Origin of the sequence: Streptococcus sanguinis, assembly GCF_050223295.1 — a bacterium.
GTDB lineage: Bacteria > Bacillota > Bacilli > Lactobacillales > Streptococcaceae > Streptococcus > Streptococcus sanguinis_X.
Genome location: NZ_CP071424.1, coordinates 529,889 through 551,543, shown reverse-complemented (window position 1 = coordinate 551,543; position 21,655 = coordinate 529,889). Strand labels below are relative to the sequence as shown.

Below are 21,655 nucleotides of genomic sequence, written 5' to 3'. Positions count from 1 at the left end.
TTATTTCAAATCAATTCCTGATTTCTTATTATCAAGAATCTTCTTAATGATTTCTGCTACATAGGCTCCAGCTTCAACGGCTGGTGTTCCGCCTTTATGAATGTTGGAAACAACAGTCCGTTTCGCTTCTGGCATACCAACTGTTGGCTTGTAAGCCAGATAAGCACTCATAGACTCAGCTGTTACCAGACCTGGACGCTCACCAACCAGCATACAGATAACTTCTGCTCCAGTCAGTTCTGCGATTTGGTCCATAGCTGCGACCCGAGCATGCTTGATAAAGAGTACTTCACCAAAGTCCAGTCCGAACATTTTCAGACCTTGCTTCAGAGCTGGCAGGAAGTCTTTGACGTTAGCCTCGATAGCTGATGAGCTAAGACCATCACCAACGACAATCTGAACTTTGGCATTAGGTTTGCATTTTTCCTTGATAATAGCCTGCTGATCTTCTGGGAAGACCCGGCCAAAATCTGGACGTGTCAAATATTCATCTTTAGTAGTCGCCTTAGTCTGTACAGGAATGAAGCCCATTTCCTTGATAAAGTCATCTGAGACATAGGAGAAGACCGCATCCTGAGCTGCCGCATGGTCTGCACGGAAACGCAAAACACTTTGTGTCTTGTAACGATCACCTGCCCGCCATAAGCCCAGACGTGCCGGAGTAAATTTCTTAATCTTCCGGTAAGCTTCTTCATTGATGGCATTTGGAACCAAGAACTGCTCCTGAATATCTACTTCTGTTATATCTGGAATGATGCCATCTTCAATTACTGAAGTGTCTTGTTTGACTTCTTCCTGCAGAGAAACCGCAGGTTTTTCAGCTTTGTTCTGGTCAGTCGCTGCTGTTTCTTTAACAGCTGAGTCGCCGCCCATCTCATTTAACAATGAGCGAATCATTTCTTTTAATTGCAATTCATCCACAATGATTTCCTCCTTGCTAATTTGATTTCATAAAGATGGAGCCGTCTCCGCCGATTTCTGTCAGGTGACCATCTTCCATCAAGCCCATCTTTTCCATCCACTCTTCAAATTCCTTAATCGGACGTTTATTGAGAAGTGAACGCATGGTTGCTGTTTCATGGTAACCAGTTGTTTGATAGTTAAGCATGATATCGTCACCATGAGGAATCGCCATGATGTAGTTAACATTGGCTGCTCCGAGAAGAACCAAGAGATTTTCAGCGTCGTTTTGGTCAGCTTTCATGTGGTTAGTGTAGCAGATATCACAACCCATTGAGATACCAGTCAGTTTGCCCATGAAGTGGTCTTCCAAACCAGCACGGATAACCTGCTTAGAATCGTAGAGATACTCAGGCCCGATGAATCCAACAACGGTATTTACTAAGAATGGATCAAAGCGTTTAGCGAAGCCATAACAACGAGCTTCCATAGTCACTTGGTCTGCTCCATGGTGAGCATCAGATGAAAGTTCAGAACCTTGACCTGTTTCAAAGTACATGACATTCGGTCCAGCAGCTGTTCCCACTTTCAGAGCTGTATCCCAAGCTTCTTGAATGATTTTAGCATCAAAACCAAAGGCTTCATTTCCTTTTTCAGATCCAGCGATAGACTGGAAGACCAATCCTGTCGGAGCACCTTGATTCATGGCTTCAATCTGAGTAGTAACGTGAGCCAGCACACAGTGCTGAGTTGGAATCTTGTACTCTTCAATGAAGTCGTTAAACTTATGCAAGACCCGTTTGGTACTTTCTACTGAGTCATCTACTGGGTTCAAGCCTAAGAGAGCATCCCCACATCCATAAGCAAAACCTTCCATAGTAGAAGCCATGATACCATCTGGATCATCTGTGGTATGGTTTGGTTGAAGACGAGAAGAGAATGTTCCCGGCATACCAATCGTTGTATTGGCATGTTTGGTAATGACAATCTTATTGGCAGCTACAATCAAGTCCAAGTTGGTCATCAACTTAGCAACTGCTGCTACCATTTCAGAAGTCAACCCACGAGACAGCCACTGAATATCTACGTTCTTAGTCTTGTTATCCAAGATCCATTCACGTAACTCTTCTACTGTCCAATTCTTAATCTTTTCGTAAGTACGAAGATTGACATCGTCGATGATAATCCGTGTTACCTCATCTTCTTCATAAGGCACTACCGGATTATTGAACAAATCAGACAGTTTCAGCTGAGCTAGTACAACCTTAGCAGCGACACGCTCTTCGGCAGATTCTGCTGCTACTCCGGCCAGCTGATCCCCGGATTTGTACTCATTGGCTTTGGCCAGCACTTCTTTTACGGATTTAAATTCGTAAAGCCGACCAAACAATTTTGTTTTCAAAATCATGGATTACTTCCTCCTTCGTGTAAATAAAAGTTTAATTAAACACCAATGTTTTCACGACAATCGGTAAGACCGAGCCTTCAATGACTGGATTCCCAATATCGATATAGTCGCCATTTTGAACATCCACTGAGTCAATGCAGACAAATGGATAATCCTTAGGCAATTGAGCAAAGAGACATTGGCCTAGAACCTTGGCCATATCTTCTCTGACCACCACTAGCAACGGAATTTTCTTTTCAATGCTTTCGCTCATTCCCTTGACAATAGCCTCTGCGTATTCCAAAACCCGGGCGAAGCTTGGGCTTTTTTCTCCATTGATTGCCAAAGCCACCTGCTGGACTTCATTTTCCAGTGTGAACCAGGCCACCTTGTCCTTGATAATCTGCTGCAGCCCCTCCTTATCCTCATGCTCATCAGAAGCAGCCAGTTTGAGAACTGGAATGTTCTTAATAGGGAGGATATCAGAGATGTAGGTAATGGTACTGCCGCTGACATCGGTCGTATGGCTGCCCGCTCCAACAACGGTTGCCCGGATGGTCTCAGCTGACTGGATGACTTTCTTTTGATCAAAAATCTTGGATTTTCTCAGCGCCCTACCAAGCAGGATACCAATATCCCCATAGCGGAAATCATCCGCCGAGGTCGTTTCCAAGTATATTCCATCAGCTACACCACCAGAGAAAGATACGCAGTGGAGATCATAGTTCAACTTGAGACCGTGGTTGGTCTGTAGGAGCTCATAGTAAGGACTGTGATTGTCAATTCCTACAGACTGTTCTAATACGGAGACCATTTCTTGAATCAGTCGATCCAAATCAGCCCGATGGACTGTTTCACCAACTGCCAGCTGAAGCCCCTGCTCTGCAATGATAGTCTGCAGTTTTGGAGCAATATAGCTAATCCGCTGGGTCTGCGGATCCATCTTTATCAGCCGACCTCCGATATCAAAACACCCTGTATCAATCACATCTCCTTCTCGGAAGACCGCCAGATTGGAAGTCCCCCCACCAATATCAATATTGACGACTGATGTATGATGCTCTTGAGAATACTGATGGCTGCAGGCCCCTTTACCAGCAATGATGCTCTCAAGGTCTGGACCGGCCGTCGCAACGACAAAGTCACCAGCATAGCCACTCAGTGCTTGAAGCACCTGACTGGCATTTTCCTTGCGAGCCGTCTCACCAGTAATGATGACTGCCCCCATCTGAATATCTTTTTTCTGAATACCTGCTTTCGCATATTCATTCAGAACAAAGTTTTTGATCTTATCCACCTCGATCAAAAGTTGATCCGAAATTGGTGTGAAGATAATTTCACTTTTATAAAGAACTTTTTTATCTGTAATATAGACACGAGGAATAGTAAATACAGAAGCAATATTCTCGATGGTAAGCTCTGACAAGATTAGCTGTGTAGTGGCTGTCCCGATATCGAGCCCCACACTCAAAATTTTATCTGACATACTAAAAACCTCCAAAAAAAGACGCTCAAAGCAATGCAAACAAACAGAGTTCATTTACATTCTTCAAGCGTCATTGCTTTTTTCGACTGACATCATTGTTAGTCTGGTAGTATTTATTTTTTAAAACGAATGGTCGTTGCCGTTCCCTCATGGTCTGAGTGGATAGACAAGGTTCCAAACAACTTTCCTTGGACAAAGCGTTCCACCAAGAGCAGGCCTAGATGATTTTCAAAGGTGTGCTCTTGATTGTAACCGCTACCATTATCCAGTACTTTTAAAGTTATTATATCATTTTTAAGTCCAACCTGCAAACGGATTTGCGGTTTTTCTGGATTTTTTTTGTCCTTAAAAGCATGTTCATAGCTATTCTGCAGTAATTCATTGACGATTAGCGCCAGTGAAGTGGCCCGGCTGCTATCGAGACAGAGTTCCGGTTCCAGACTATAGGTAAGGGTTATTTCCCTATGCCCGGAAAAACAACGCTGAACATTTTCGATAACTCTCTTCAGCAGATGCTCAATCTGAATGCTGTCATCCTGCTGAGAAGACAGGAGCTCGTGAGTCGCCGCTATGGAGAGCACACGATTCATACTATCTTTAAGAGCTTTTTTGGTGTCTGCTCCTGGACTTTGCTGAGCCTGTAGTCGCAGCAAGGAAACAACGGTTTGCAAGTTATTCTTTACCCGATGGTTCATTTCACGAATGGTAGTTGTATGGGTTAAGAGCTGTGCTTCCTTTTCCTTGATGTCTGTAATATCCTTACAGATCATGACCACATTTTCACTCTCAGCCAGCAGATAGCGTTTGACCAAAAAGCAATAAGTGCCATAATGTACCTCAACTTGGTGAGGTTTTTCTTGAGGGGCTTGCGGTCCCAGTTGCTGGATTTCTTCAAAAGTCAGACTGTCTAAGACCAGATTGCTGTAGTGCATTCCCTCAATCGAGTCCATATAGCCCAGCTTATGGCGATAAGAATCGGCAGCTGCTTGATTGAAATACTTGAGATAGCCCTGCCGGTCAAAGACCAAACAAGCTTCGTCAATATGATCAAATAAAACAAACTGCTCTTGGGCTGAAATCTCAGGAGTGCTCCGCAACTCAAAACCGTCATCCTCTTTATCTAAAGAAAAGTGGTCTGGTAAAGTCTGGGGAGCATTTCTTTCGATAATCAGCGTTCCAATGACGCGCTCTTCTCTCATAATCGGAAAGACCGTCTGATGGATGGCTAAGCCCTCCTGCGATCTGGCCGAAAGCCCTATCGAAGGAGCGCCCGTCTCCAAGGTCCGGATAACACCTGGCTCATTTTCCAGATAGGCCATAGCACCTACGACCGAGTTTTCGTACAAGCTGAGCTTGCTTTCCGGTTTTTTGTGAAAGATGACAATGGCATGTTCTGAAAAGATATTCTTTACGTCAATGAAGACATCTTCATTGGCATAAGCTGAGTTTTTCAATAATTCGTCAGCCTGTTGGACAAGATGCTCGATATCAGCCTCATCCAAATTTGTCTGTTCCTGACAAAGCTGCTTTATCTTATCTTTATACATCATTACACATCATCTTGGAGTACCAGCAATTTAGCAATCTCAATCATTGGCACTCTCTTTTGCATACTAATTGTTCGAATGCGCTTGAAAGCTTCAGGCTCTGACAAATGATCACGAGCCATCAGCAAGCCTTTGGCCTTTTCAATCACAATCCGATCGTCTATTTTTTTCGACAGCTTGACCATTTCATTGGACATCTGCTGTAGCTGGCGGCCCTTCTCAATGCAGACCTCTACCATTGGAATCAAGGACTTGGCATCCAAAGGTTTAACCAAGTAAGCACTAATCCCATTGGTTTTAGCTTTTTGAACATAGTGTTCATCACTGTAGGCTGACAGTAGAATCACACTGTAGGCTAAGGCATCTTCGAGTATTTTCTTACCCGCTGTCAGGCCATCCAAAAGTGGAAGCTTGATGTCCATCATGACCAAGTCACAACGATATTTCTGACACAAATCAATAGCCTCAAAGCCATCGGATGCCTCAGCCACCACTTCATAATCAGCTGCCTCTAATATATTTCGGATATCTAATCTTACAATTGGATCATCATCAACAATTAGTATTCTGCCTTTCATACTTCCCCTCGACAGTTTGATTTTTTATGTCCGCGTTACGACAGTGCTGGAGAAACCTAAAATCTCTTCCAGACCTTGTAAAACGGCAATGAGAGCTGCCTCAACAGAAGAAACGTCACCTGTCATCACGACAGAGCCGCTGAAACGATCCACAAAACCAACTTGAACATCCGCAGCCTTGGTCGCAATATCAACCGCAATGATAGCCGCTTCACTCGGAGTGATCGTCAAGATTCCAATCGCATCCTTGATTTCTGCCTGCAATCCCAATTTTTCAAAAATGACTTCATCAGGATTAGCGATAAGGTGCGCCAAGGTCACTTGTTTCCCAGGAACGTATTCCTGTATCATTCTTTGTTTTTCTTCCAATTTAGTAAACCTTCTTCATGATTTTAAACCTTCAGAAGTGTACTGCATGCTCTTAATCATTATACAATAATTTTGGCATAACAGCAATTCAGAGGATTAAAACGCTTTCTCTAATACTTTAAGCAGCTCTTCTGCCGTAGGGACACGAGGGTTAGTCGGAGTACAGCCATCATGCAGAGCAGCTTCTGAAATTTCTACCTTGTACTGAGCAAAAGCATCTGCTTTCACACCATATTCTCTTAGAGAAGTTGGCATCTCCAGCTTTCTTTGTAGTTTCTTGATGGCTTCAACCAGCTGTCTTACTCCTGACACAGGACTTGAAGCACTGCATCCCAGTAGTTTGGCAATATCCTGATAGCGGCTCGCTACAGTCTTGTCTGTCGCCTGCCGGTTCCGATTGTTGAATTCGATACCAGCATTATACTGAATGACATGGGGCATTAAAATACTGTTTAAACGACCATGAGGTACATGAAACTTAGCTCCTGCCGCATGTGCCAGACTGTGATTGATACCCAAAGAAGCTGTGTTAAAGGCCATACCAGCCAGAGTGGATGCTGCATGCATCTTTTCACGCGCTTCTACATCCTGACCATTTTTGTAGGCTTTAGGCAGGTATTCAAAGACCAGCTTGATTGCCTTTTCAGCCAAGGCATCAGAGAAGTCCGTAGCCTTGGTCGATACATAAGCTTCAATGGCATGGGTCAGTACATCCATTCCAGTGTCAGCCGTGATGTTCCCAGGAAGTGACAGAACCAAATCCGCATCTAAGATCGCAACATCCGGAAGGATTTCTTTGGTCACTAAAGGATATTTGGTACCTCTCTCTGCATCCGTGATGACAGAAAAGGACGTTACTTCAGATCCAGTTCCGCTTGTCGTCGGGATGGCGATGAGAATAGCCTCTGAGAAGGCACCCTGCTTCTTAGCAAAATAGTACATAGCCTTGGAAGCATCAATGGCAGAGCCGCCACCAATAGAAAGCACAATGCTGATTGGTTTGTCTCCTGCACTCTTGATACCAGCTACAACTGTTTCGATTGGCGGATCAGGCACAATATCTGTGAAAACAACAATATCATTGCTGTCATCAAAGTTGGCTAAAATAGCATCCAGCGTGCCAGATGTCTTCAAAAAAGGATCGGCAACGACTAAAATATGCTCATTTTTATAATGGCTTAATTGCTGCAGAGCGCCCTTGCCCACATGCAATTCAGTCTTATAGGAAATCTTATACATCTTTTCTCCTTTCTGTTGTATCTATTTTTAAACAAAAAGAAGCTATATGAAAATAAGACTGCTCCCCTACACACGTCACAGCATTTTCATATAGCTTCATTGCTTATTTATCTTCAGTACCCCTTTGTACTATATTGAATTATAACACAAAAGCGCTTTCAAGGCAATGAAAAAGTCATTAATATAAGAAATTTTTAGTGCCGCATCCCCTTGCAAAGCCAAGCTTATTTGAAGAATTAAATTTTTATTAAAATTTAGTTCATTTTCCTTGTAATTCCCTGTGAAAGGTGTTACAATCTAGTTACTAGGAAATTGATTTTAGTACTTTTAAGGATATGGAAGTCTGGTGCAAATCCAGCGCGGTCCCGCCACTGTGATAAGCTTTTCAGCTTTAAGTCAGGTCTTTATTCTTAAATTTTAGTAGATTTCATGCCTCGATGTAAGGTAGTGATGTCAGTTTGGAACAAACATTTTAGCTTAGTTTCCATTATTGACTCTACGTTTAAGTACGTTAATTTTCTAAAGATGAGGTTTCACTTGTCTTTCTGCAAAGGAGCAGAGTCAATAATTGGAAAGCTAGTGCTAATCAACGAAGCTTAGCATGAAGATACAATGATGTATAGGCGGCTTTCTTTTTTTAGAAGATTAAAATAAGTTCTGTCCTTCCAAGACTTGGTAAAGTCAATTTGGAAAGACAGAACTTTTTCTGTTTCTTTTTGTCACTGGCGTTTGCTTGCCCAACGCTCAACATCTGCCTTGGTGATATTGTGGAAGACCTTGGTACCTCTTTCATAGGCGATGTCTTCTTGGTTTTTAGTAAAGTTGATTACTCGAGCCAAGGCAAAGAAGTAATCTGATAGACGGTTGACAAAAATCAGGACATTATTGTTAATTTCTGTAGTCCACATAGCCCCTACGATATGGCGCTCTGCCCGTCTTGCAATGGTCCGAGCCACATGAATCATGGAAGCAATCTCGTCACCGCCTGGCAGGATAAACCTTTCCAGAGCCGGTGGAATTTCTGCGTAAGTATCAATCCTCTCCTCAATCCAGTCAATCAGCTGCTGATCGACCTTATAAGGGTAAACTCCCTTAGGAGTAGAGAGGTCTGAACCACAGTCAAAGAGATAATGCTGTAGCTGGAGCAGCTCATCTCTCAGCTTATCATCCTTGTCCAGCTTGGTAATAGTATAACCAATCCAAGAGTTCAGCTCATCAATGGTCCCGTAAGCATTAACCCGTTCTGCATCCTTGGCAACACTTTGACCGCCAACTAGCTTGGTCAAGCCCTTGTCACCTGTTTTTGTATAGAGTTGCATATTTTTCCTCCTTTAAGTCATATTTTTGCGAATATCAACATAATCTTCTTCTTTCAAGCTGCCTTCTGCAAAGGTTGGCATGTGCTCCATGGTGTAAACAGCATTTTCCAGCAGAAAGAAAGCCAAAGGACAGCCCGAGCCTTCACCTAGCCGCATATCCAGCAAAAGCATAGGCTCCAGTCCTAGAAAGTCACTGACCAGTTTGTAAGCAGGCTCCGTCGAAGCATGGGAAGCAAAGGTATAGTCCAAGACATGAGGAGTCAGCTGATGGGCAATCAGAAGCCCCGTTAGAGAGATAAGACCGTCCACTACACAAGGCAGCTGATAGTGGGCACAGGCGAGATGAGTGCCTGCCATAGCCAGCATATCCAGCCCACCCAGCTTAGCGGTCAGATCCAGAATATCTCCATAAGGAGCGTGACGATCCAAACACTGCTGGATAACGGCAGTTTTATGAGCCTTCATATCCTGAGTCAGACCAGCTCCATAGCCTGTGACGTCTTCTGCTTTAAGACCGAGAACTGCAGCAATAACAGCAGCTGAGGTGGTGGTGTTGCCAATCCCCATTTCTCCTGTTCCAAAGAGACGATAGCCGTCTTTAATCAAGGCCTCTGTCTTCTTGTAGCCGACTAGAATTGCCGCTATAGCCTGCTCGCGAGTCATGGCTGGCTCCTCTAGCATATTGCGCGTCCCATGACAGACCTTGTCCTTATTTTCCTCAAAAATATCCTTCTTGCAGCCAATGTCTACCAGGCAGATGTCTGAACCTGCATGTTTGGAAATAGCACACAAGCCTGACTTCCCTGCTAGAATATTGCAAGCAACAGTATAGGTCGTTTCCTGAGGATTGGCTGAAACGCCTTCAGCCACGATGCCATTATCTGCCACGTAGACGAGAACAATCTTCTTCTCCAAATCAATGGGACCAGAAAACATGGCATGCAAGCGAGCATAGATGGTCTCGAGCTTCCCTAAGGAGCCTGGCGGCTTTCCTAGCTGATCACAGTAGCGCTGGCCTTCTTGAAGCTTGTCTTTATCTATCGGAAGAATCTGCTCAATAATTTTTTCTAAGTCTTTCAAACTAGTCTGTCTCCTCCCTGACCGGCTGCACCCCTTCAAAAATAATCTTGCTCAAGGTCCGAGTCTGATAATAAGCCCCGCTGGCTGAGCGAGCTAGTTCAGCCTCTAGCTTGGGCAAGACTTCTAGCTGTTCCCTGCTCAGCAGCAGACCAACTAATGTGCCACTATGGGCAACATTGAGCCCTAAGCATTGGTATTTTTTTACCAAATTCAGTAATTCTTCCAGATAGGGCTTGGGCAGCCGTTGGTTATTCAACAAAGCACTATAGGTCGCTAAATGGCCAAGTTTTTCCAAACTCTTCTCCTGACAAGCCGCCTGAAAGAGAGGAAGCAAGCGCTTGGACTCCTCAAGCGGATAGCTAGGACTGTCCTTCATCCGAACCAAGTCAAGAGTTGTCACCATCTCCACAGGCTCCAAGATATAAACATAGAGCTCCGGTCGCCAGTCTGTCTGCCAGACAACTTGACCAGTCAGGGGATTAATGACCGTCCAGTCCGCAAAAGCCACCGAGTCAGTAGGCTCAATCTTGGCACAGAGACGCGTCAAATCTGCTGCTTTTAGAAGCTGCTTCTGCCCCAGAGAGGCCGCCTGCAGGCAGCTAATCATATCAGCCGTGCTGCTGGAATAGCCCTTGCTGATAGGCAGGTCTGACTCCTGAACAAAAGAGAAAGCATTGGACTCAGGCAGGAGCTCCAAAGCTCGCCGTACCTTTTCACCTTGGGCTTGCCTTGCGAGAGACGAAGCCCCGTCCAATCTCACTCGACTGTACTTCTCAATCCCATAGGAGAGCAGAACCTCCTGCTCTCCTACTAAACCTTGGAATAATTCACCGCAGGAACCTGGACAGGAAACGATTCCCTTAGTCATAAAGAGCCTCTTTCGCCAATACCTCTGTCAGACAAGCCAGAAGCTGTTCATTTTCCTGATGGCTGCGGATGGCTATGCGGTAATGCCGGTCTGTCAGATCATGATAATTTTGACAGGAACGGATAAAAATCTTTCTCTGCCGAAGCTCCTGACGCAGGTCCTGCTGACCTAAATATTCAAAGAAGATATAGTTGACACTAGGCTTTACCGGCCGAATCTGTGAAAATGCAGTCAGGCCTTGAAAAAGGAAATCTCTTTCTACTCGAAGCCACTGCTTGGTAGCTTGCTGATAGGCCTCGTCCTCCAAAAGGACAGGCAGGGCGCGATCCGCCATAGCATTAACCGACCAAGGAGCGCGGCTCCCCTCTATCTCATCAAAGCAAGTCGAATGGCAGCTGAGAGCGTAGCCCAATCTCAGGCCAGGAATGGCATAAAACTTGGTCAGAGACCGCACCACTACTGCATTTGGATAGGCAGCCAGACGTGAGACGAAGCTATAGTCCTCCTCATCGTCCAGAAAGTCCATAAAAGCCTCGTCCAGTATCAAAAAGATTTGCCGCTCTTGCAAGTAGTCAGCTAGCTTTTCTAACTCAGTACGCCGAATCAAGGTACCCGTCGGATTATTGGGATTGCAGATGAGTACAGCGTCTCCTGCAGTCAGTAAATCCAAGGCTGGCAACATGTCAGCTAAATTCCATTCATAGAATGGAGAAGGAAGGCTAAAGCGCTCCACCTTGGCCTGCACTTGCGAAAAGGCTTTTTCATATTCCATAAAAGTAGGGCTCAGAGTCAGGACCGTTTTTGGACGCAGGAAGCGGGCCAGCTCATAAAAGACTTCTACCGCACCATTTGCCAACAGGACCTTGTCCTTTTCTAGTCCATGATGATGTGCCAAAAGCTCTCTGGAGCGACTGTAGCTGATGTCTGGATAATGAACCAGCCAATCAATGGACTCGGTCAGACAAGCCCTCAGCCGCGGAGAAATCCCCAAAGGGTTGATATTGGCACTGAAATCCAGACAGTCTTCTAGAGAAAAACCAAATTCCTCAGCCAAAGCTGCCGCATTTCCACCGTGCTCTACTTTCATAAATAGACATTCCTTCCTCGTTTCCTTGTTAGAATCTAGTATACCATATTCGGCTTTTCGTCCCTAGTCTGACTCCAGATAAGCCTGGAGACGGTCAATTCCTTCGTTTTCCGTCGCTGATATTTCAAAAATTTCCTTGGCTCCAGCCGCTTTCAGCTGCCGCCGTGCTTTTTCGATTTGCTCCGGCTGTTCAGCCATATCAATCTTGGTGACAATGCCAATCACTTCTTTATTGAAGAGGGAAGAAAAACCCTGAGGAAAGGTCTGCATCTGATTGGAAGCCGCCACCAAGAGACCAATCACATCAGCCTCCGTTGCCGTCACGTTCAGAGCATTATAATACTTACGATGCTGGAGAAATTCTCCAGGCGTGTCAATGATGGCATCATAGAACTCAATAGCCTGAGTCTTAAAGTAGCTTAGCTCCAAGCCTTTCAGTCGCTGGGTCAGAGTGGTCTTACCCACTCCGACCGGACCGACAAACATGATTTTTTTCATATCTTGCATCCATTCCTCTCTATGACAGGGAACTGCCTGCTATCTGCTTAGCTGGGCTTCCTTACTATCTAGTTTGATAGTTTCCCTGCCGTTGAGCAGTACACCTTTATTTTCATCGCGACCTTGCAGGTAGTAAAGGGCATCTTCCTGGCCGTAAGTTTCAATTGCCTTAGTTTGCAAAAGACCGATTCCCTTGCTAGGATCTCTCAAGAGATTGAAAATGATTCCCATTTGCAGTTTAGGGAAATCCTTGAGCATAGCATAGTCGCCATTACTGTCACCGGCAATCAGGATTGGTTCTTGATTGTCATGATTGACAGCAATCAGCTTCTTGATGGTCTCTGTCTTGCCCTCACCTTGAGTCTGAGCATAGTTGGTATCATATTCTGGCTGAATTACTCCCTTGTCATCCTTTTTCAGGCGCATAGCAGTAACATTTTCTTTAGGAATATTGTAGCCATACTTAGAATTGCTAGCATAAGGGATAATCACATCGATATAAGACGCTGAGCAGATATAGACATCAATGCCGTTAGCCATCAGAGTCTTATAGAGATTTTGCATTTCCTTGACTGAGCGAACACCACGCTTGAAGGTCACAGTGATTTGGCCTGACTCACCTTTCAAGCCTTCTGGACTTTCCCAAGTTTCAGAAGTCAGCTTGTCTTGGAGAGCCTGGTCAATAGACTTTTCAGATAGGGCTTGAACTTCTTCAGAAGTCATACCTGCATAGAGGTAGGTCACCCATGGATAGCTGATGTCAGAGCTGAAGGTGTCACCAATCGCTTCGTAAAGATAGCGGAGTTTAGCAGCAAAGTCTTGGTATTCATCGGTCTTTTTGACTTCTTCCAGAGACTTGTCTCCTTGCATTCCCTTATAGCTATTGTAAATAGCCGTGTAGTCAGAAAGCAAGTCAGCTGCAATCTTGTCAATGTTCACTGGTTCACCATCTTTGTTATGGAAATCCTCAACGAAATCGTCGCTTGGTATATTGGTCCGCACTGCTTGGTCAAATTCTTCCGGCGTCATCTTAAAGGCCAAATTTTCAATTTGATAGGTAAAGGTTGCTTCGCCAATATCGTTAATGACTGTCGTATTGTCCCAGTCAAAGACGGCATAAGGCTTTTTATTTTTATCGTAGCTAGAGCTGGTGTTCCCATTTTCCTTGATGAGCTTGGTCAGACGGGCATAAAGCTTGTCTTCCCAGACGCCCTTATCCAAAGTCTTAGCCTTGTCCTTATCCGTTGTCTCTGTCTTAGCCGAGGATGACTCAGTCGTCGTCTTATTATTCCCCGCTTGACAAGCTCCCAGAAGCAAAGCCAAACTACAAAGCAGCACAATTCCTTTTGTCCGCATAGAAACAATCCTCCATAAAAAATAATAGTGCGCAAAAAAATGGCATAGAAAACCCCTTTGATTCTGAAACACTCGCTTCATTGCGATCAAATCAGGCTTCCTTGCCATTTTCTATACTGTTATTATATTATAAACTATCTGACAGACTTTGTCAATGAAGCGCTTTCAGATTTGTAAAAAAATAAAGGCAGAGAAAAATTATTTCTCTGCCTTACTGATTAAAATGCATATACTCTAATCTTCTCAATCAATGTGTTAGAGGAAACCTAACGTATTCAAGACTAGACAGACAATCCCCTTTAATTCTACAATTTTTCAGGCACTTGATTTCTCCAGCCAGTGAAAACTTGTGCATAGCCCAATAGATACAAGGGCGTCAATGCGATGCTCAAACCTACCAAGGCAATAATCATATAGAGTCCTGACAGCATAAACAAGCGAGTGATGACTGCTACTGCAGCTGACAAGCAGCACAGGACGATGGCGTGAATCTGCAAAATATTGATCTTTTGTTTCTGTTCAAAATATCTCAATTTTGAAACGATCACCATCTGATAGAGCAAATTAATCAACTGATAAGACAAGCTGAGTATGATAAAAATCATAAAAAATGCTAAGTGGTTCTCACCAAAAAAGATGGAGCCCCAAAAAAGCAATTCAAAATGCAGAAATAGGTAAGAGCTGGTCGGAATGAGCTGCAAGGCTTTGGTATCAAAAAACTTTTGGAACAATAAGAAGGCTAGCAACAAGATAGCGATGTGCCCAATAGTAAACTGCATGACCATCATGCTCCGCTCATGCATCTCACCGCGTAAGAAAATCGAAACGATAGATACCAGTGAGATAAAAAACAACTCAATTAAACCAGCCTTATAAAAATCTAAGTTTCTGATTGGATTACAATCCGTAACAAGAACATTCAAAAATTCATAATATCTCTTTTTCATTTTGTAAACTCCCATTGTTTAACTTTATAAAATTTCCCCTAAACTTCGCGAAATTTTCTATAAAAAAATTCCACATTTCATTATATCATACAGTATATAGGCTAAGGAAGTCTTATAAAACTATAGGTATAGTTCTATAGGATAGTTCCCTTTCTCAATCATTCGCCAAGTTGGCATTTTTCCGCTATAATAGTAGGGATGAACATCAAAGAAGAAATTATTAACTTAGCAAAAGACATTGGGATTTCTAAGATTGGCTTTACGACAGCGGATGATTTCGACTATCTGGAGAAATCACTGCTCTCGGCTGTAGACGAAGGGCGAAATTCAGGATTTGAACACAAGAATATTGAGGAACGAATCAAGCCCAAGCTGAGTCTGGCTTCAGCCAAGACTATCATCTCTATCGCAGTCGCCTACCCCCACAAGCTCAAGCAGCAGCCTCAGAAAACGGCCTACAAGCGAGGGAAATTCACCCCTAATAGCTGGGGGCTGGGCTACCACTATGTCCTGCAGGACAAGCTGGACCGGCTTGCCAAGGGAATCGAAGAGCTGACCGCTGATTTTGAATACAAGGGCATGGTGGACACGGGCGCCTTGGTCGATACCGCCGTAGCCCAAAGAGCAGGAATCGGCTTTATCGGCAAGAACGGCTTGGTCATCTCCAAGGAATTTGGCTCCTATATGTTTTTGGGAGAGCTAATCACCAATCTGGACATTGAGCCTGATCAGCCTGTCAACTACGGCTGCGGAGACTGCAACCGCTGCGTGACAGCCTGTCCTACTTCCTGCCTGATTGGCGATGGCAGCATGAATGCAAAGCGCTGTCTATCCTTTCAGACTCAGGACAAGGGCGTCATGGATCTGGAATTTCGCAAGAAGATTAAAACCGTCATCTACGGCTGTGATATCTGCCAAATCTGCTGCCCTTACAATAAAGGTTTGGACAATCCGCTCGCAACAGAGATTGACCCCGACCTGTCTCATCCAGAGCTCCTGCCCTTCTTGGAGCTTTCCAATGGTCAGTTTAAGGAAAAATTCGGTCATGTGGCCGGCAGCTGGCGGGGAAAAAACATCCTGCAGCGCAATGCCATTATCGCTCTTGCAAATGCCAATGATCGCTCTGCTATTCCCAAAATGCTGGAAATTATTGACAAGGGGCAAAATCCGATTCATGTCGCCACAGCTATCTGGGCTCTGAGTCAGCTGGTGCGTGAGGTCCATCCAGAAATGATAGAACTGGTCATGGGCATCAAAAATCCAACTCCTCAAATCCAAGAAGAACAAGGCCGTTTTCTAGAGAAATTTGGCCTAGAAGAAAAACTTGTGATAGAAAACTAAACCGCTGAGATTCTTCAAATCTCAGCGGTTTCTTTATTTTTCTTCTTCCTTACGGATTTCTTTGATGATAGAGCCCATCTTGACAGACTCGTCGCTGAAATAGCGGTAAAGCCGTCCATCTCCATCTCCCATGTAGCTGATAGGAGAAAAACGGTCACTGCGGAAAGCGTCATTCTCATCAATCAAGTCCTCATCTACCACGCGCCGAGTGACACGGGCGATGACATTGGTCAAGGCACCGCATTCGACCATATCCAGCACCTGACACTCAATGGATACAGGGCATTGGTCTACCAGCGGAGCATCCACGGTCTCGCCGATTGTGTAGCTAAGACCAGTCAGGGCAAACTTGTCCTTGCGGCTGTTGAAGCCAGCAATTTCAGACTCTTTGGTCAAATCCTTCTCTGGGACATTGACTGTGAATTGCTGGTGTTTGGTAATCTCTGTAATGGCATTTCCCTTGGTACGCATGGCAATAACCATCATGCTACCCAAGGAATAAACCGAGCTTGAGGTTGAAATATTATAGCCGTGCACATCGTCCTTATAGCCTAAAAAGAAGACTGGAAAGCCGAAGTAAAGTTTTCTCGTTTCAAAAGTACGTTTCATATATGTTCCTTTATTTTTAATTCTAAAATAGATTAGCTGACTGGGGCATGCATCAACTGAAATGTCCCTTGTCGCCTATCAATTTTTTTGTCACGTGGTGATGAGCCTGGATAGGAAGCTCAAAGTCCTTTATCTCGTCAACGATTTCCCCGTCTGCCATGACTAAAATCCGATGGCAGAGAGCGTAGCTCAGCTTGAAGTCATGCGAGATGAAAAGATAGGTCAGCTGGTATTTCTCCCACAAATCATATAAGAGGCGTAACAACCTGCCTTGAACAATGGGATCCAGACCGCTCAGAGCCTCATCAAAGATAAGAATATCTGGCTTTAAGAGCAGGCCGCGGGCGATGCAAATCCGCTGGAGTTGGCCACCACTGAGCTGGCGCGCAGGCTGATTTAGATAGCTTTTATCCAGACCGACGTCTTCTAGAATGGATTCTACCTCTTCTCTAGCCACATCTTTTGGCAGGGCCTCTGTCAAGACCTGCTCGACTGTAAAATGCGGATTGACCGAATGGAGTGAGTCTTGAAAGACCAGTAAAATTCTCACGCCAGACTTTTTGACTGAGTAGGGCAGGCCATCCAGTAAGACCTGGCCTTGACTGGGCTTTTCTAGACCGATCAGCAATTTAGCCAGCGTGCTCTTGCCACTGCCGCTCTCGCCCATCAGACCGATCATTTCACCCTTCTGGACGGTGAAGTTACAGTCTTTGACAACCATTTTGTCCTCGAATTTTTTAAAAACATGTCTACATTCCAGCATCTTGTCTCACCAACCGTTCGTATGGATTTCCTAAGATAAGGTCTTGGCTATAGGCCTGCGAAGGACTTTCGAGGAGCTTAGCAACCGGTCCTTCCTCCATGATAGCCCCCTGATACATGACAAGCATCTTGCCTCCCAGCTCCTGCGCCAAATGATAATCATGGGTCACTGTGATGAGGGTCTTTCCTTTAGCTAACTGCTCCTTTAAGATGAGAATAATCTGCTCGCGATTGTGGATATCTAGCGCCGAAGTAGGCTCATCCAAAATAATAGTCTCTGGCTCTAGGCAAAGCAAGATAGCCAGCATGACACGCTGCAGCATACCGCCGCTGAGCTCAAAAGGATATTTCTTCAAAAGTTCTTCCGGCTCTCCCAGTCTGACCTCTTTCATAGAGGCTACGGCCTTAGTCAGACAAGCGCTTTTTGAAATCTTGCTATGGCTGCGCATGGTTTCCCAAAAATGGCTTTGAATGGTCTGAAAGGGATTGAACATAGCCATAGGATTTTGAGACATATAGGCTACTCGGCTCCCCCGCAGCTGCTGCCAATTCTTGAGAGACTCGCGCTCTAGAGACATAGTGCCATAGTGAACTTCTCCTTGTATGCTCAAGGATGAAGGCAGCTGGCCAATCAATATCTTGGTTAAGAGGGTTTTACCAGAACCACTCTCCCCAATGATGACCAGTGATTGACCCGCCTCCACTTCAAAGTTGATGTCCTGCAGAATGGTCTTTCCCTCAATCTGGGCTGTCAGTTGCTTTACAACTATTTTTTCCATATCTGTTTCCAGCCTTTCTCTTCAAAGCATTCGGCAAATAGATTAAAGGCGACCACAGTCAGAAAGATAGCCAGTCCGGGCGCCAGCATCATCCAAGTTGCCGTTTGAAAATGGCTTCTAGCATCATGCAGCATCATGCCCCACTCGGTAATGTTGGGCTGGACACCGATTCCCAGAAAGGAAAAGCCAGAAATCATGAGAATGATATTCCCAATATTCATCAACACAATAATCAAAATAGGCTTGTATATAAAGGGCAGGATATGAGTTTTGAGAATATGAACCTGAGAGAGTCCCATGGTCTGGGCAGAAATGACATAGGCTTCCTCCTTGGCACTCTTGACCAGATTGGCCGTCACCCTTGCATAGTAAACCCACTCTATGATGACAATGGCTAGAATCATATTGGTCATTCCTTGTCCCAATATCCCAACAGTAGCTAGCGATAGCAGGAAGCTAGGAAAGGCGGAAATAACATTTGCAAACCATAGGAAGGTAGCTTCCGCCTTTCCTTGGTACCATCCGATCAGCAAGCCGACTGTTACACCGATGACCACTTCCAGCAGACTGATAGTCAAAGATAAAAAGAGGGAATAACGAGCCCCGTGCAGCAGACGAGACAAGACATCTCTGCCCAGCTGATCGGTTCCCAGCAGATGAACAGCGTCAGGTGCCATTAGTTTGTTTGAGATCTCTACTTGCTGGGGGTCGAAACTCGATAGATAGGGAGCAAAGAGAGCGCAGATAAAGAGGACCAGCAAAATGACACTTGAAAAAATAAATCGTTTAGACATTGCTCCTCCTTTTTCTGACTCTAGGGTCTATCCAGAGCGGCAACTTCTGGGTTAGAATATTATTCCCCAAGAATAATAGGCCAAATAAAAGCATGCAGCACTGGATAATGGGCAGGTCCACAGACTGCAGCGCATCTACAAAGAGGGAGCCGACACCATTCCAGGAGAAGACTTCTTCGACAATTAAGGAACCTGTCAAGAGATAGACCAAGGTCAGGCTCAGGCCTGTCGCAATGGCTGGCAGGGAATTTCTCAAGAGATGATTCTTGACCAGGAAGAACTTACTGACTCCGCGCAGGAGGGCATTTTCGACATGGACACTGTTCATCTGCTCCAGCACAGCCTTGCGGATCAAAGCGGTATATTGGCCAATCAATGACATACTGAGGGTCAGACTAGGAAGAATCAAGCTGCTAAGGTCCTGCTTGCCCGAAACTGGCAGCCACCTCAGCTGAACAGCAAAAATCACAATCAGCATGTAGCCTAGCCAAAAGCTGGGCATGGAAACGCTGGAAAAGGATAGAAAGCGAGTGACCTTATCAAAGAGAGAACCCTTGTAGACTGCACTAAAAATCCCCAAAGGAATGGACGTAAGCAAAATGAGAGCAAAGGATGTCAAGCCCAGAGAAAGAGTCGACTGGAAACGCTCCAGCACCAAGGGCAGGACAGGAACCTTTAATAGATAAGACGTCCCAAAATCCCCACGAAGCGCCTTTGTCAGCCAACCTAGATACTGCTGGGGCCAAGGTTGATTGAGGCCCAGATAATCTCTGGCTTTTTCCAAAGATTGAGGAGTCACTTGAATCTTAGATACCCTTAAATAATTTTCTGCTTGATCAGCTGAGGATAGCTTGGCCAAGAGAAAGGTCAATACTGATATCATCAATAGGGCAGCCAAGAAAGAAACTATTTTTTTAAATAAATCTTTTTTCATAGTCCTTAAAAGAAAAGGGGCGGCTGATAAGCTTTTCAACTTAGAAGCACTACTCCCTTTATATTAAAATTTGCAGTTATGAAGCCAGTTTTTATTTTTTCTCAATATAGCGCAGTGGGAAAGCATTTTCTTCTGGAGCAAAGCGCATGCCATCGAGTTCTCCCTTGCGGTAGACGGAAACAACGGATTGGTAAGTCAGAGGGATATAGATAGCTTCATCATGGAGCATGGTGAGGACTTTCTTGTAGCCTTCATCGACTTTTGCCTCGTCTGGTTCGACCAGAGTCGCCTTGATAATTTTATCAATTTCTGGCTTAGATGGCAGAGCTTCTAGGGAAACATTTTCTGGGTGGCCATGGTCAGCTGGTGAAGTCAGGGCAGTCATCCAAGCATGCGGATCCCACGGTGCTCCCCAAGAATACGTCAACATCAGGTCAAAGTTTCCTGTCTTGGCATTTTCCCAGTAGTCATCTTCTTCCATCGCTTTGAGCTGAACATCAATACCGATTTTCTTCCATTCGCCTTGGAAGTACTCAACCAAGTCCTTGTCTGTCGCCTTAGACGAGATATAAGGAACATTTAGACTTAGTTTCTTGCCATCTTTTTCGCGGATACCGTCAGAGCCTTTCTTCCAGCCTGCTTGATCCAGCATCTTTTCAGCCAGCTCGATATCATATTCATACGGAGTCAGATTGGCATCAGAGTGTGGGGTAGACTTAGAGAAGATGGTATCAGCTGGTGTTTCTGTTCCGCGGAAAATGTCTTTCGCGATTGATTTTTTATCAACTGCATGGTTCATCGCCTGACGGACAGCCTTGTCTTTGAAGATTTCTTGCTTGGCATTCAAGAGCATGAGGCGGCTGGACATTGGCTGAGATACATCTGTCGTGTACTTGTCATCCTTGGCATACTTAGCAAAGTTATCCAAACCGATAACGCCATTTCCATAGAGCAAGTCTACATTTCCAGACTCAAACTCCAAAGCACGGGTTTGTGGATCTGGGATAATCTTGACCGTTACTTCTTTCAATTTAGGCTTTTCACCCCAGTAATTTTCATTACGGGTAAAGGTGATGTACTCGTTTGGCTTCTTGTCTTTGACAACCCATTGACCAGTTCCGATTGGCTTTTTGAGGTTGTCCTTAGTTGTGTCGTCTCCATCAGGGAAGGCAGCATCAGCTACGAAGCGGATCGGACGAATCATTGATAAATCATAGAGAGTCGCACTGTAAGCTTGTTTGAGCTTGATCTCAAAGGTATGGTCATCTACAACTCGATAGCTTTCCAGCTGGTTGGTAAAGTCAAACCAAGTGTGGTTTTTCCTATTTTCTTCTGAAAAGACGGTGTCGAAATTGCGTTTGACATTCTCAGCATTAAAGTCAGAGTCGTCTGAGAATTTTGCCTTTCTCAGCTTGAAGGTATAAGTTTTACCATCTTCGCTGATATCCCAGCTTTCAGCCAAGGCTGGCTCGATTTTCCCATTGTCACCGTAGCGGACAAGGCCCTCGTAGACCATATCCTGAATGACAAATTGGTCTGGATTGTAGCGGTGAGGATTAACATCCCCAAAGTCTTCGCCCCAAACCATAGTGAGTTTATCTTTCTCATTGACCTGTTGGGAAGAGTTTGAGTTTTGCTGGCATGCTACCAAGAATAAAGGCAGCAAGAGGACAACTAATAAAAATAATTTTTTTCTCATTTTTATTGAATCACTTTCTTGTATTCATATTTTTTATGATTGCAGTCCCAAAAGATAGGGGCTATAGTTTATGTTT

General features: G+C 44.6%; 21 protein-coding genes and 1 riboswitch. Of the genes, 1 reads left to right on the top strand and 20 read right to left on the bottom strand.

The annotated features are described in order from the left end of the window. From eutC to J1C77_RS02805, 14 genes are all read right to left on the bottom strand, one after another. Complete coding sequence (gene eutC, locus J1C77_RS02870) at positions 1-921, bottom strand: ethanolamine ammonia-lyase subunit EutC (protein WP_002919542.1); 921 nt, start codon at positions 919-921, stop codon at positions 1-3. A 16-nt stretch (positions 922-937) separates the two neighbouring features. Beyond that, a complete protein-coding gene (locus J1C77_RS02865) occupies positions 938-2,308 on the bottom strand; it encodes an ethanolamine ammonia-lyase subunit EutB (protein WP_002903902.1) in 1,371 nt (456 codons plus the stop codon). A gap of 31 nt (positions 2,309-2,339) precedes the next feature. Continuing rightward, positions 2,340-3,773: an ethanolamine ammonia-lyase reactivating factor EutA gene (gene eutA, locus J1C77_RS02860; RefSeq protein ID WP_002922089.1), complete on the bottom strand. Its 1,434-nt coding sequence runs from the start codon at positions 3,771-3,773 to the stop codon at positions 2,340-2,342. A 113-nt stretch (positions 3,774-3,886) separates the two neighbouring features. Next, the gene (locus J1C77_RS02855) at positions 3,887-5,323 is read right to left on the bottom strand and encodes a sensor histidine kinase (RefSeq protein ID WP_002922090.1); all 1,437 of its coding nucleotides are present in this window, start codon (positions 5,321-5,323) and stop codon (positions 3,887-3,889) included. Further along, positions 5,323-5,898 carry an ANTAR domain-containing response regulator gene (locus J1C77_RS02850; protein ID WP_002902510.1) on the bottom strand — a complete coding sequence of 192 codons (576 nt, stop codon included), beginning with the start codon at positions 5,896-5,898 and terminating at the stop codon, positions 5,323-5,325. The genes J1C77_RS02855 and J1C77_RS02850 overlap by 1 nt, the downstream gene beginning before the upstream one ends. A gap of 24 nt (positions 5,899-5,922) precedes the next feature. Further along, positions 5,923-6,267 carry a BMC domain-containing protein gene (locus tag J1C77_RS02845; protein ID WP_002898216.1) on the bottom strand — a complete coding sequence of 115 codons (345 nt, stop codon included), beginning with the start codon at positions 6,265-6,267 and terminating at the stop codon, positions 5,923-5,925. A 96-nt stretch (positions 6,268-6,363) separates the two neighbouring features. Beyond that, positions 6,364-7,506, bottom strand: a complete 1,143-nt coding sequence (locus J1C77_RS02840; protein ID WP_002896393.1) for a 1-propanol dehydrogenase PduQ — start codon at positions 7,504-7,506, stop codon at positions 6,364-6,366. A 310-nt stretch (positions 7,507-7,816) separates the two neighbouring features. Continuing rightward, positions 7,817-7,965: riboswitch (adenosylcobalamin (AdoCbl) riboswitch) on the top strand. 260 nt (positions 7,966-8,225) lie between these two features. Next, positions 8,226-8,825, bottom strand: coding sequence for a cob(I)yrinic acid a,c-diamide adenosyltransferase (locus J1C77_RS02835; RefSeq protein WP_002922092.1), 600 nt, complete (start codon positions 8,823-8,825; stop codon positions 8,226-8,228). Positions 8,826-8,837: 12 nt separating this feature from the next. Next, complete coding sequence (cobT, locus tag J1C77_RS02830; protein ID WP_002922095.1) at positions 8,838-9,905, bottom strand: nicotinate-nucleotide--dimethylbenzimidazole phosphoribosyltransferase; 1,068 nt, start codon at positions 9,903-9,905, stop codon at positions 8,838-8,840. 1 nt (position 9,906) lies between these two features. Next, positions 9,907-10,773, bottom strand: a complete 867-nt coding sequence (locus tag J1C77_RS02825) for a hypothetical protein (RefSeq protein WP_002922097.1) — start codon at positions 10,771-10,773, stop codon at positions 9,907-9,909. Then, positions 10,766-11,860 (bottom strand): threonine-phosphate decarboxylase CobD, encoded by a 1,095-nt coding sequence (cobD, locus tag J1C77_RS02820; protein ID WP_002922100.1) that lies wholly within the window; start codon positions 11,858-11,860, stop codon positions 10,766-10,768. The genes J1C77_RS02825 and cobD overlap by 8 nt, the downstream gene beginning before the upstream one ends. Before the next feature lie 63 nt (positions 11,861-11,923). Continuing rightward, entirely contained in the window at positions 11,924-12,358 is a 435-nt protein-coding gene (locus tag J1C77_RS02815) for a EutP/PduV family microcompartment system protein (protein ID WP_080558718.1), read from the bottom strand. Positions 12,359-12,397: 39 nt separating this feature from the next. Continuing rightward, on the bottom strand, positions 12,398-13,714 hold the full coding sequence (locus tag J1C77_RS02810; RefSeq protein WP_011836560.1) for a phosphoserine phosphatase: 1,317 nt from the start codon (positions 13,712-13,714) through the stop codon (positions 12,398-12,400). A 305-nt stretch (positions 13,715-14,019) separates the two neighbouring features. Further along, a complete protein-coding gene (locus J1C77_RS02805) occupies positions 14,020-14,676 on the bottom strand; it encodes a hypothetical protein (RefSeq protein WP_002922106.1) in 657 nt (218 codons plus the stop codon). A 183-nt stretch (positions 14,677-14,859) separates the two neighbouring features. Here J1C77_RS02805 and queG point away from each other — a divergent pair, with 183 nt between their 5' ends. Further along, entirely contained in the window at positions 14,860-16,002 is a 1,143-nt protein-coding gene (queG, locus tag J1C77_RS02800) for a tRNA epoxyqueuosine(34) reductase QueG (protein ID WP_002922107.1), read from the top strand. Positions 16,003-16,035: 33 nt separating this feature from the next. Here the strand turns inward: queG and J1C77_RS02795 are convergent, their stop codons facing one another. The 6 genes from J1C77_RS02795 to nikA all read right to left on the bottom strand — a co-directional run bounded on the left by J1C77_RS02795 (position 16,036) and on the right by nikA (position 21,579). Next, positions 16,036-16,611 carry a flavin reductase family protein gene (locus J1C77_RS02795; protein WP_002922108.1) on the bottom strand — a complete coding sequence of 192 codons (576 nt, stop codon included), beginning with the start codon at positions 16,609-16,611 and terminating at the stop codon, positions 16,036-16,038. 52 nt (positions 16,612-16,663) lie between these two features. After that, complete coding sequence (locus J1C77_RS02790) at positions 16,664-17,374, bottom strand: ABC transporter ATP-binding protein (protein ID WP_002922109.1); 711 nt, start codon at positions 17,372-17,374, stop codon at positions 16,664-16,666. Beyond that, entirely contained in the window at positions 17,361-18,152 is a 792-nt protein-coding gene (locus tag J1C77_RS02785) for an ABC transporter ATP-binding protein (RefSeq protein ID WP_002922110.1), read from the bottom strand. Before J1C77_RS02785 ends, J1C77_RS02790 begins: the two co-directional genes overlap by 14 nt. After that, positions 18,140-18,946, bottom strand: a complete 807-nt coding sequence (locus tag J1C77_RS02780; protein ID WP_002922112.1) for an ABC transporter permease — start codon at positions 18,944-18,946, stop codon at positions 18,140-18,142. The genes J1C77_RS02785 and J1C77_RS02780 overlap by 13 nt, the downstream gene beginning before the upstream one ends. Continuing rightward, positions 18,939-19,880, bottom strand: coding sequence for an ABC transporter permease (locus J1C77_RS02775; protein ID WP_002922114.1), 942 nt, complete (start codon positions 19,878-19,880; stop codon positions 18,939-18,941). Before J1C77_RS02775 ends, J1C77_RS02780 begins: the two co-directional genes overlap by 8 nt. Positions 19,881-19,971: 91 nt before the next feature. Beyond that, complete coding sequence (gene nikA, locus J1C77_RS02770; RefSeq protein ID WP_002922116.1) at positions 19,972-21,579, bottom strand: nickel ABC transporter substrate-binding protein; 1,608 nt, start codon at positions 21,577-21,579, stop codon at positions 19,972-19,974. Positions 21,580-21,655: the final 76 nt, after the last annotated feature.

Coding starts and splice junctions, on each gene's coding strand:
- J1C77_RS02865 (WP_002903902.1), bottom strand. CDS start 2,308: ATGATTTTGAAAACAAAATTGTTTGGTCGGCTTTACGAATTTAAATCC.
- eutA (WP_002922089.1), bottom strand. CDS start 3,773: ATGTCAGATAAAATTTTGAGTGTGGGGCTCGATATCGGGACAGCCACT.
- J1C77_RS02855 (WP_002922090.1), bottom strand. CDS start 5,323: ATGATGTATAAAGATAAGATAAAGCAGCTTTGTCAGGAACAGACAAAT.
- J1C77_RS02850 (WP_002902510.1), bottom strand. CDS start 5,898: ATGAAAGGCAGAATACTAATTGTTGATGATGATCCAATTGTAAGATTA.
- J1C77_RS02840 (WP_002896393.1), bottom strand. CDS start 7,506: ATGTATAAGATTTCCTATAAGACTGAATTGCATGTGGGCAAGGGCGCT.
- J1C77_RS02835 (WP_002922092.1), bottom strand. CDS start 8,825: ATGCAACTCTATACAAAAACAGGTGACAAGGGCTTGACCAAGCTAGTT.
- J1C77_RS02825 (WP_002922097.1), bottom strand. CDS start 10,773: ATGACTAAGGGAATCGTTTCCTGTCCAGGTTCCTGCGGTGAATTATTC.
- cobD (WP_002922100.1), bottom strand. CDS start 11,860: ATGAAAGTAGAGCACGGTGGAAATGCGGCAGCTTTGGCTGAGGAATTT.
- J1C77_RS02815 (WP_080558718.1), bottom strand. CDS start 12,358: ATGAAAAAAATCATGTTTGTCGGTCCGGTCGGAGTGGGTAAGACCACT.
- J1C77_RS02810 (WP_011836560.1), bottom strand. CDS start 13,714: ATGCGGACAAAAGGAATTGTGCTGCTTTGTAGTTTGGCTTTGCTTCTG.
- J1C77_RS02805 (WP_002922106.1), bottom strand. CDS start 14,676: ATGGGAGTTTACAAAATGAAAAAGAGATATTATGAATTTTTGAATGTT.
- queG (WP_002922107.1), top strand. CDS start 14,860: ATGAACATCAAAGAAGAAATTATTAACTTAGCAAAAGACATTGGGATT.
- J1C77_RS02795 (WP_002922108.1), bottom strand. CDS start 16,611: ATGAAACGTACTTTTGAAACGAGAAAACTTTACTTCGGCTTTCCAGTC.
- J1C77_RS02790 (WP_002922109.1), bottom strand. CDS start 17,374: ATGCTGGAATGTAGACATGTTTTTAAAAAATTCGAGGACAAAATGGTT.
- J1C77_RS02785 (WP_002922110.1), bottom strand. CDS start 18,152: ATGGAAAAAATAGTTGTAAAGCAACTGACAGCCCAGATTGAGGGAAAG.
- J1C77_RS02780 (WP_002922112.1), bottom strand. CDS start 18,946: ATGTCTAAACGATTTATTTTTTCAAGTGTCATTTTGCTGGTCCTCTTT.
- J1C77_RS02775 (WP_002922114.1), bottom strand. CDS start 19,880: ATGAAAAAAGATTTATTTAAAAAAATAGTTTCTTTCTTGGCTGCCCTA.
- nikA (WP_002922116.1), bottom strand. CDS start 21,579: ATGAGAAAAAAATTATTTTTATTAGTTGTCCTCTTGCTGCCTTTATTC.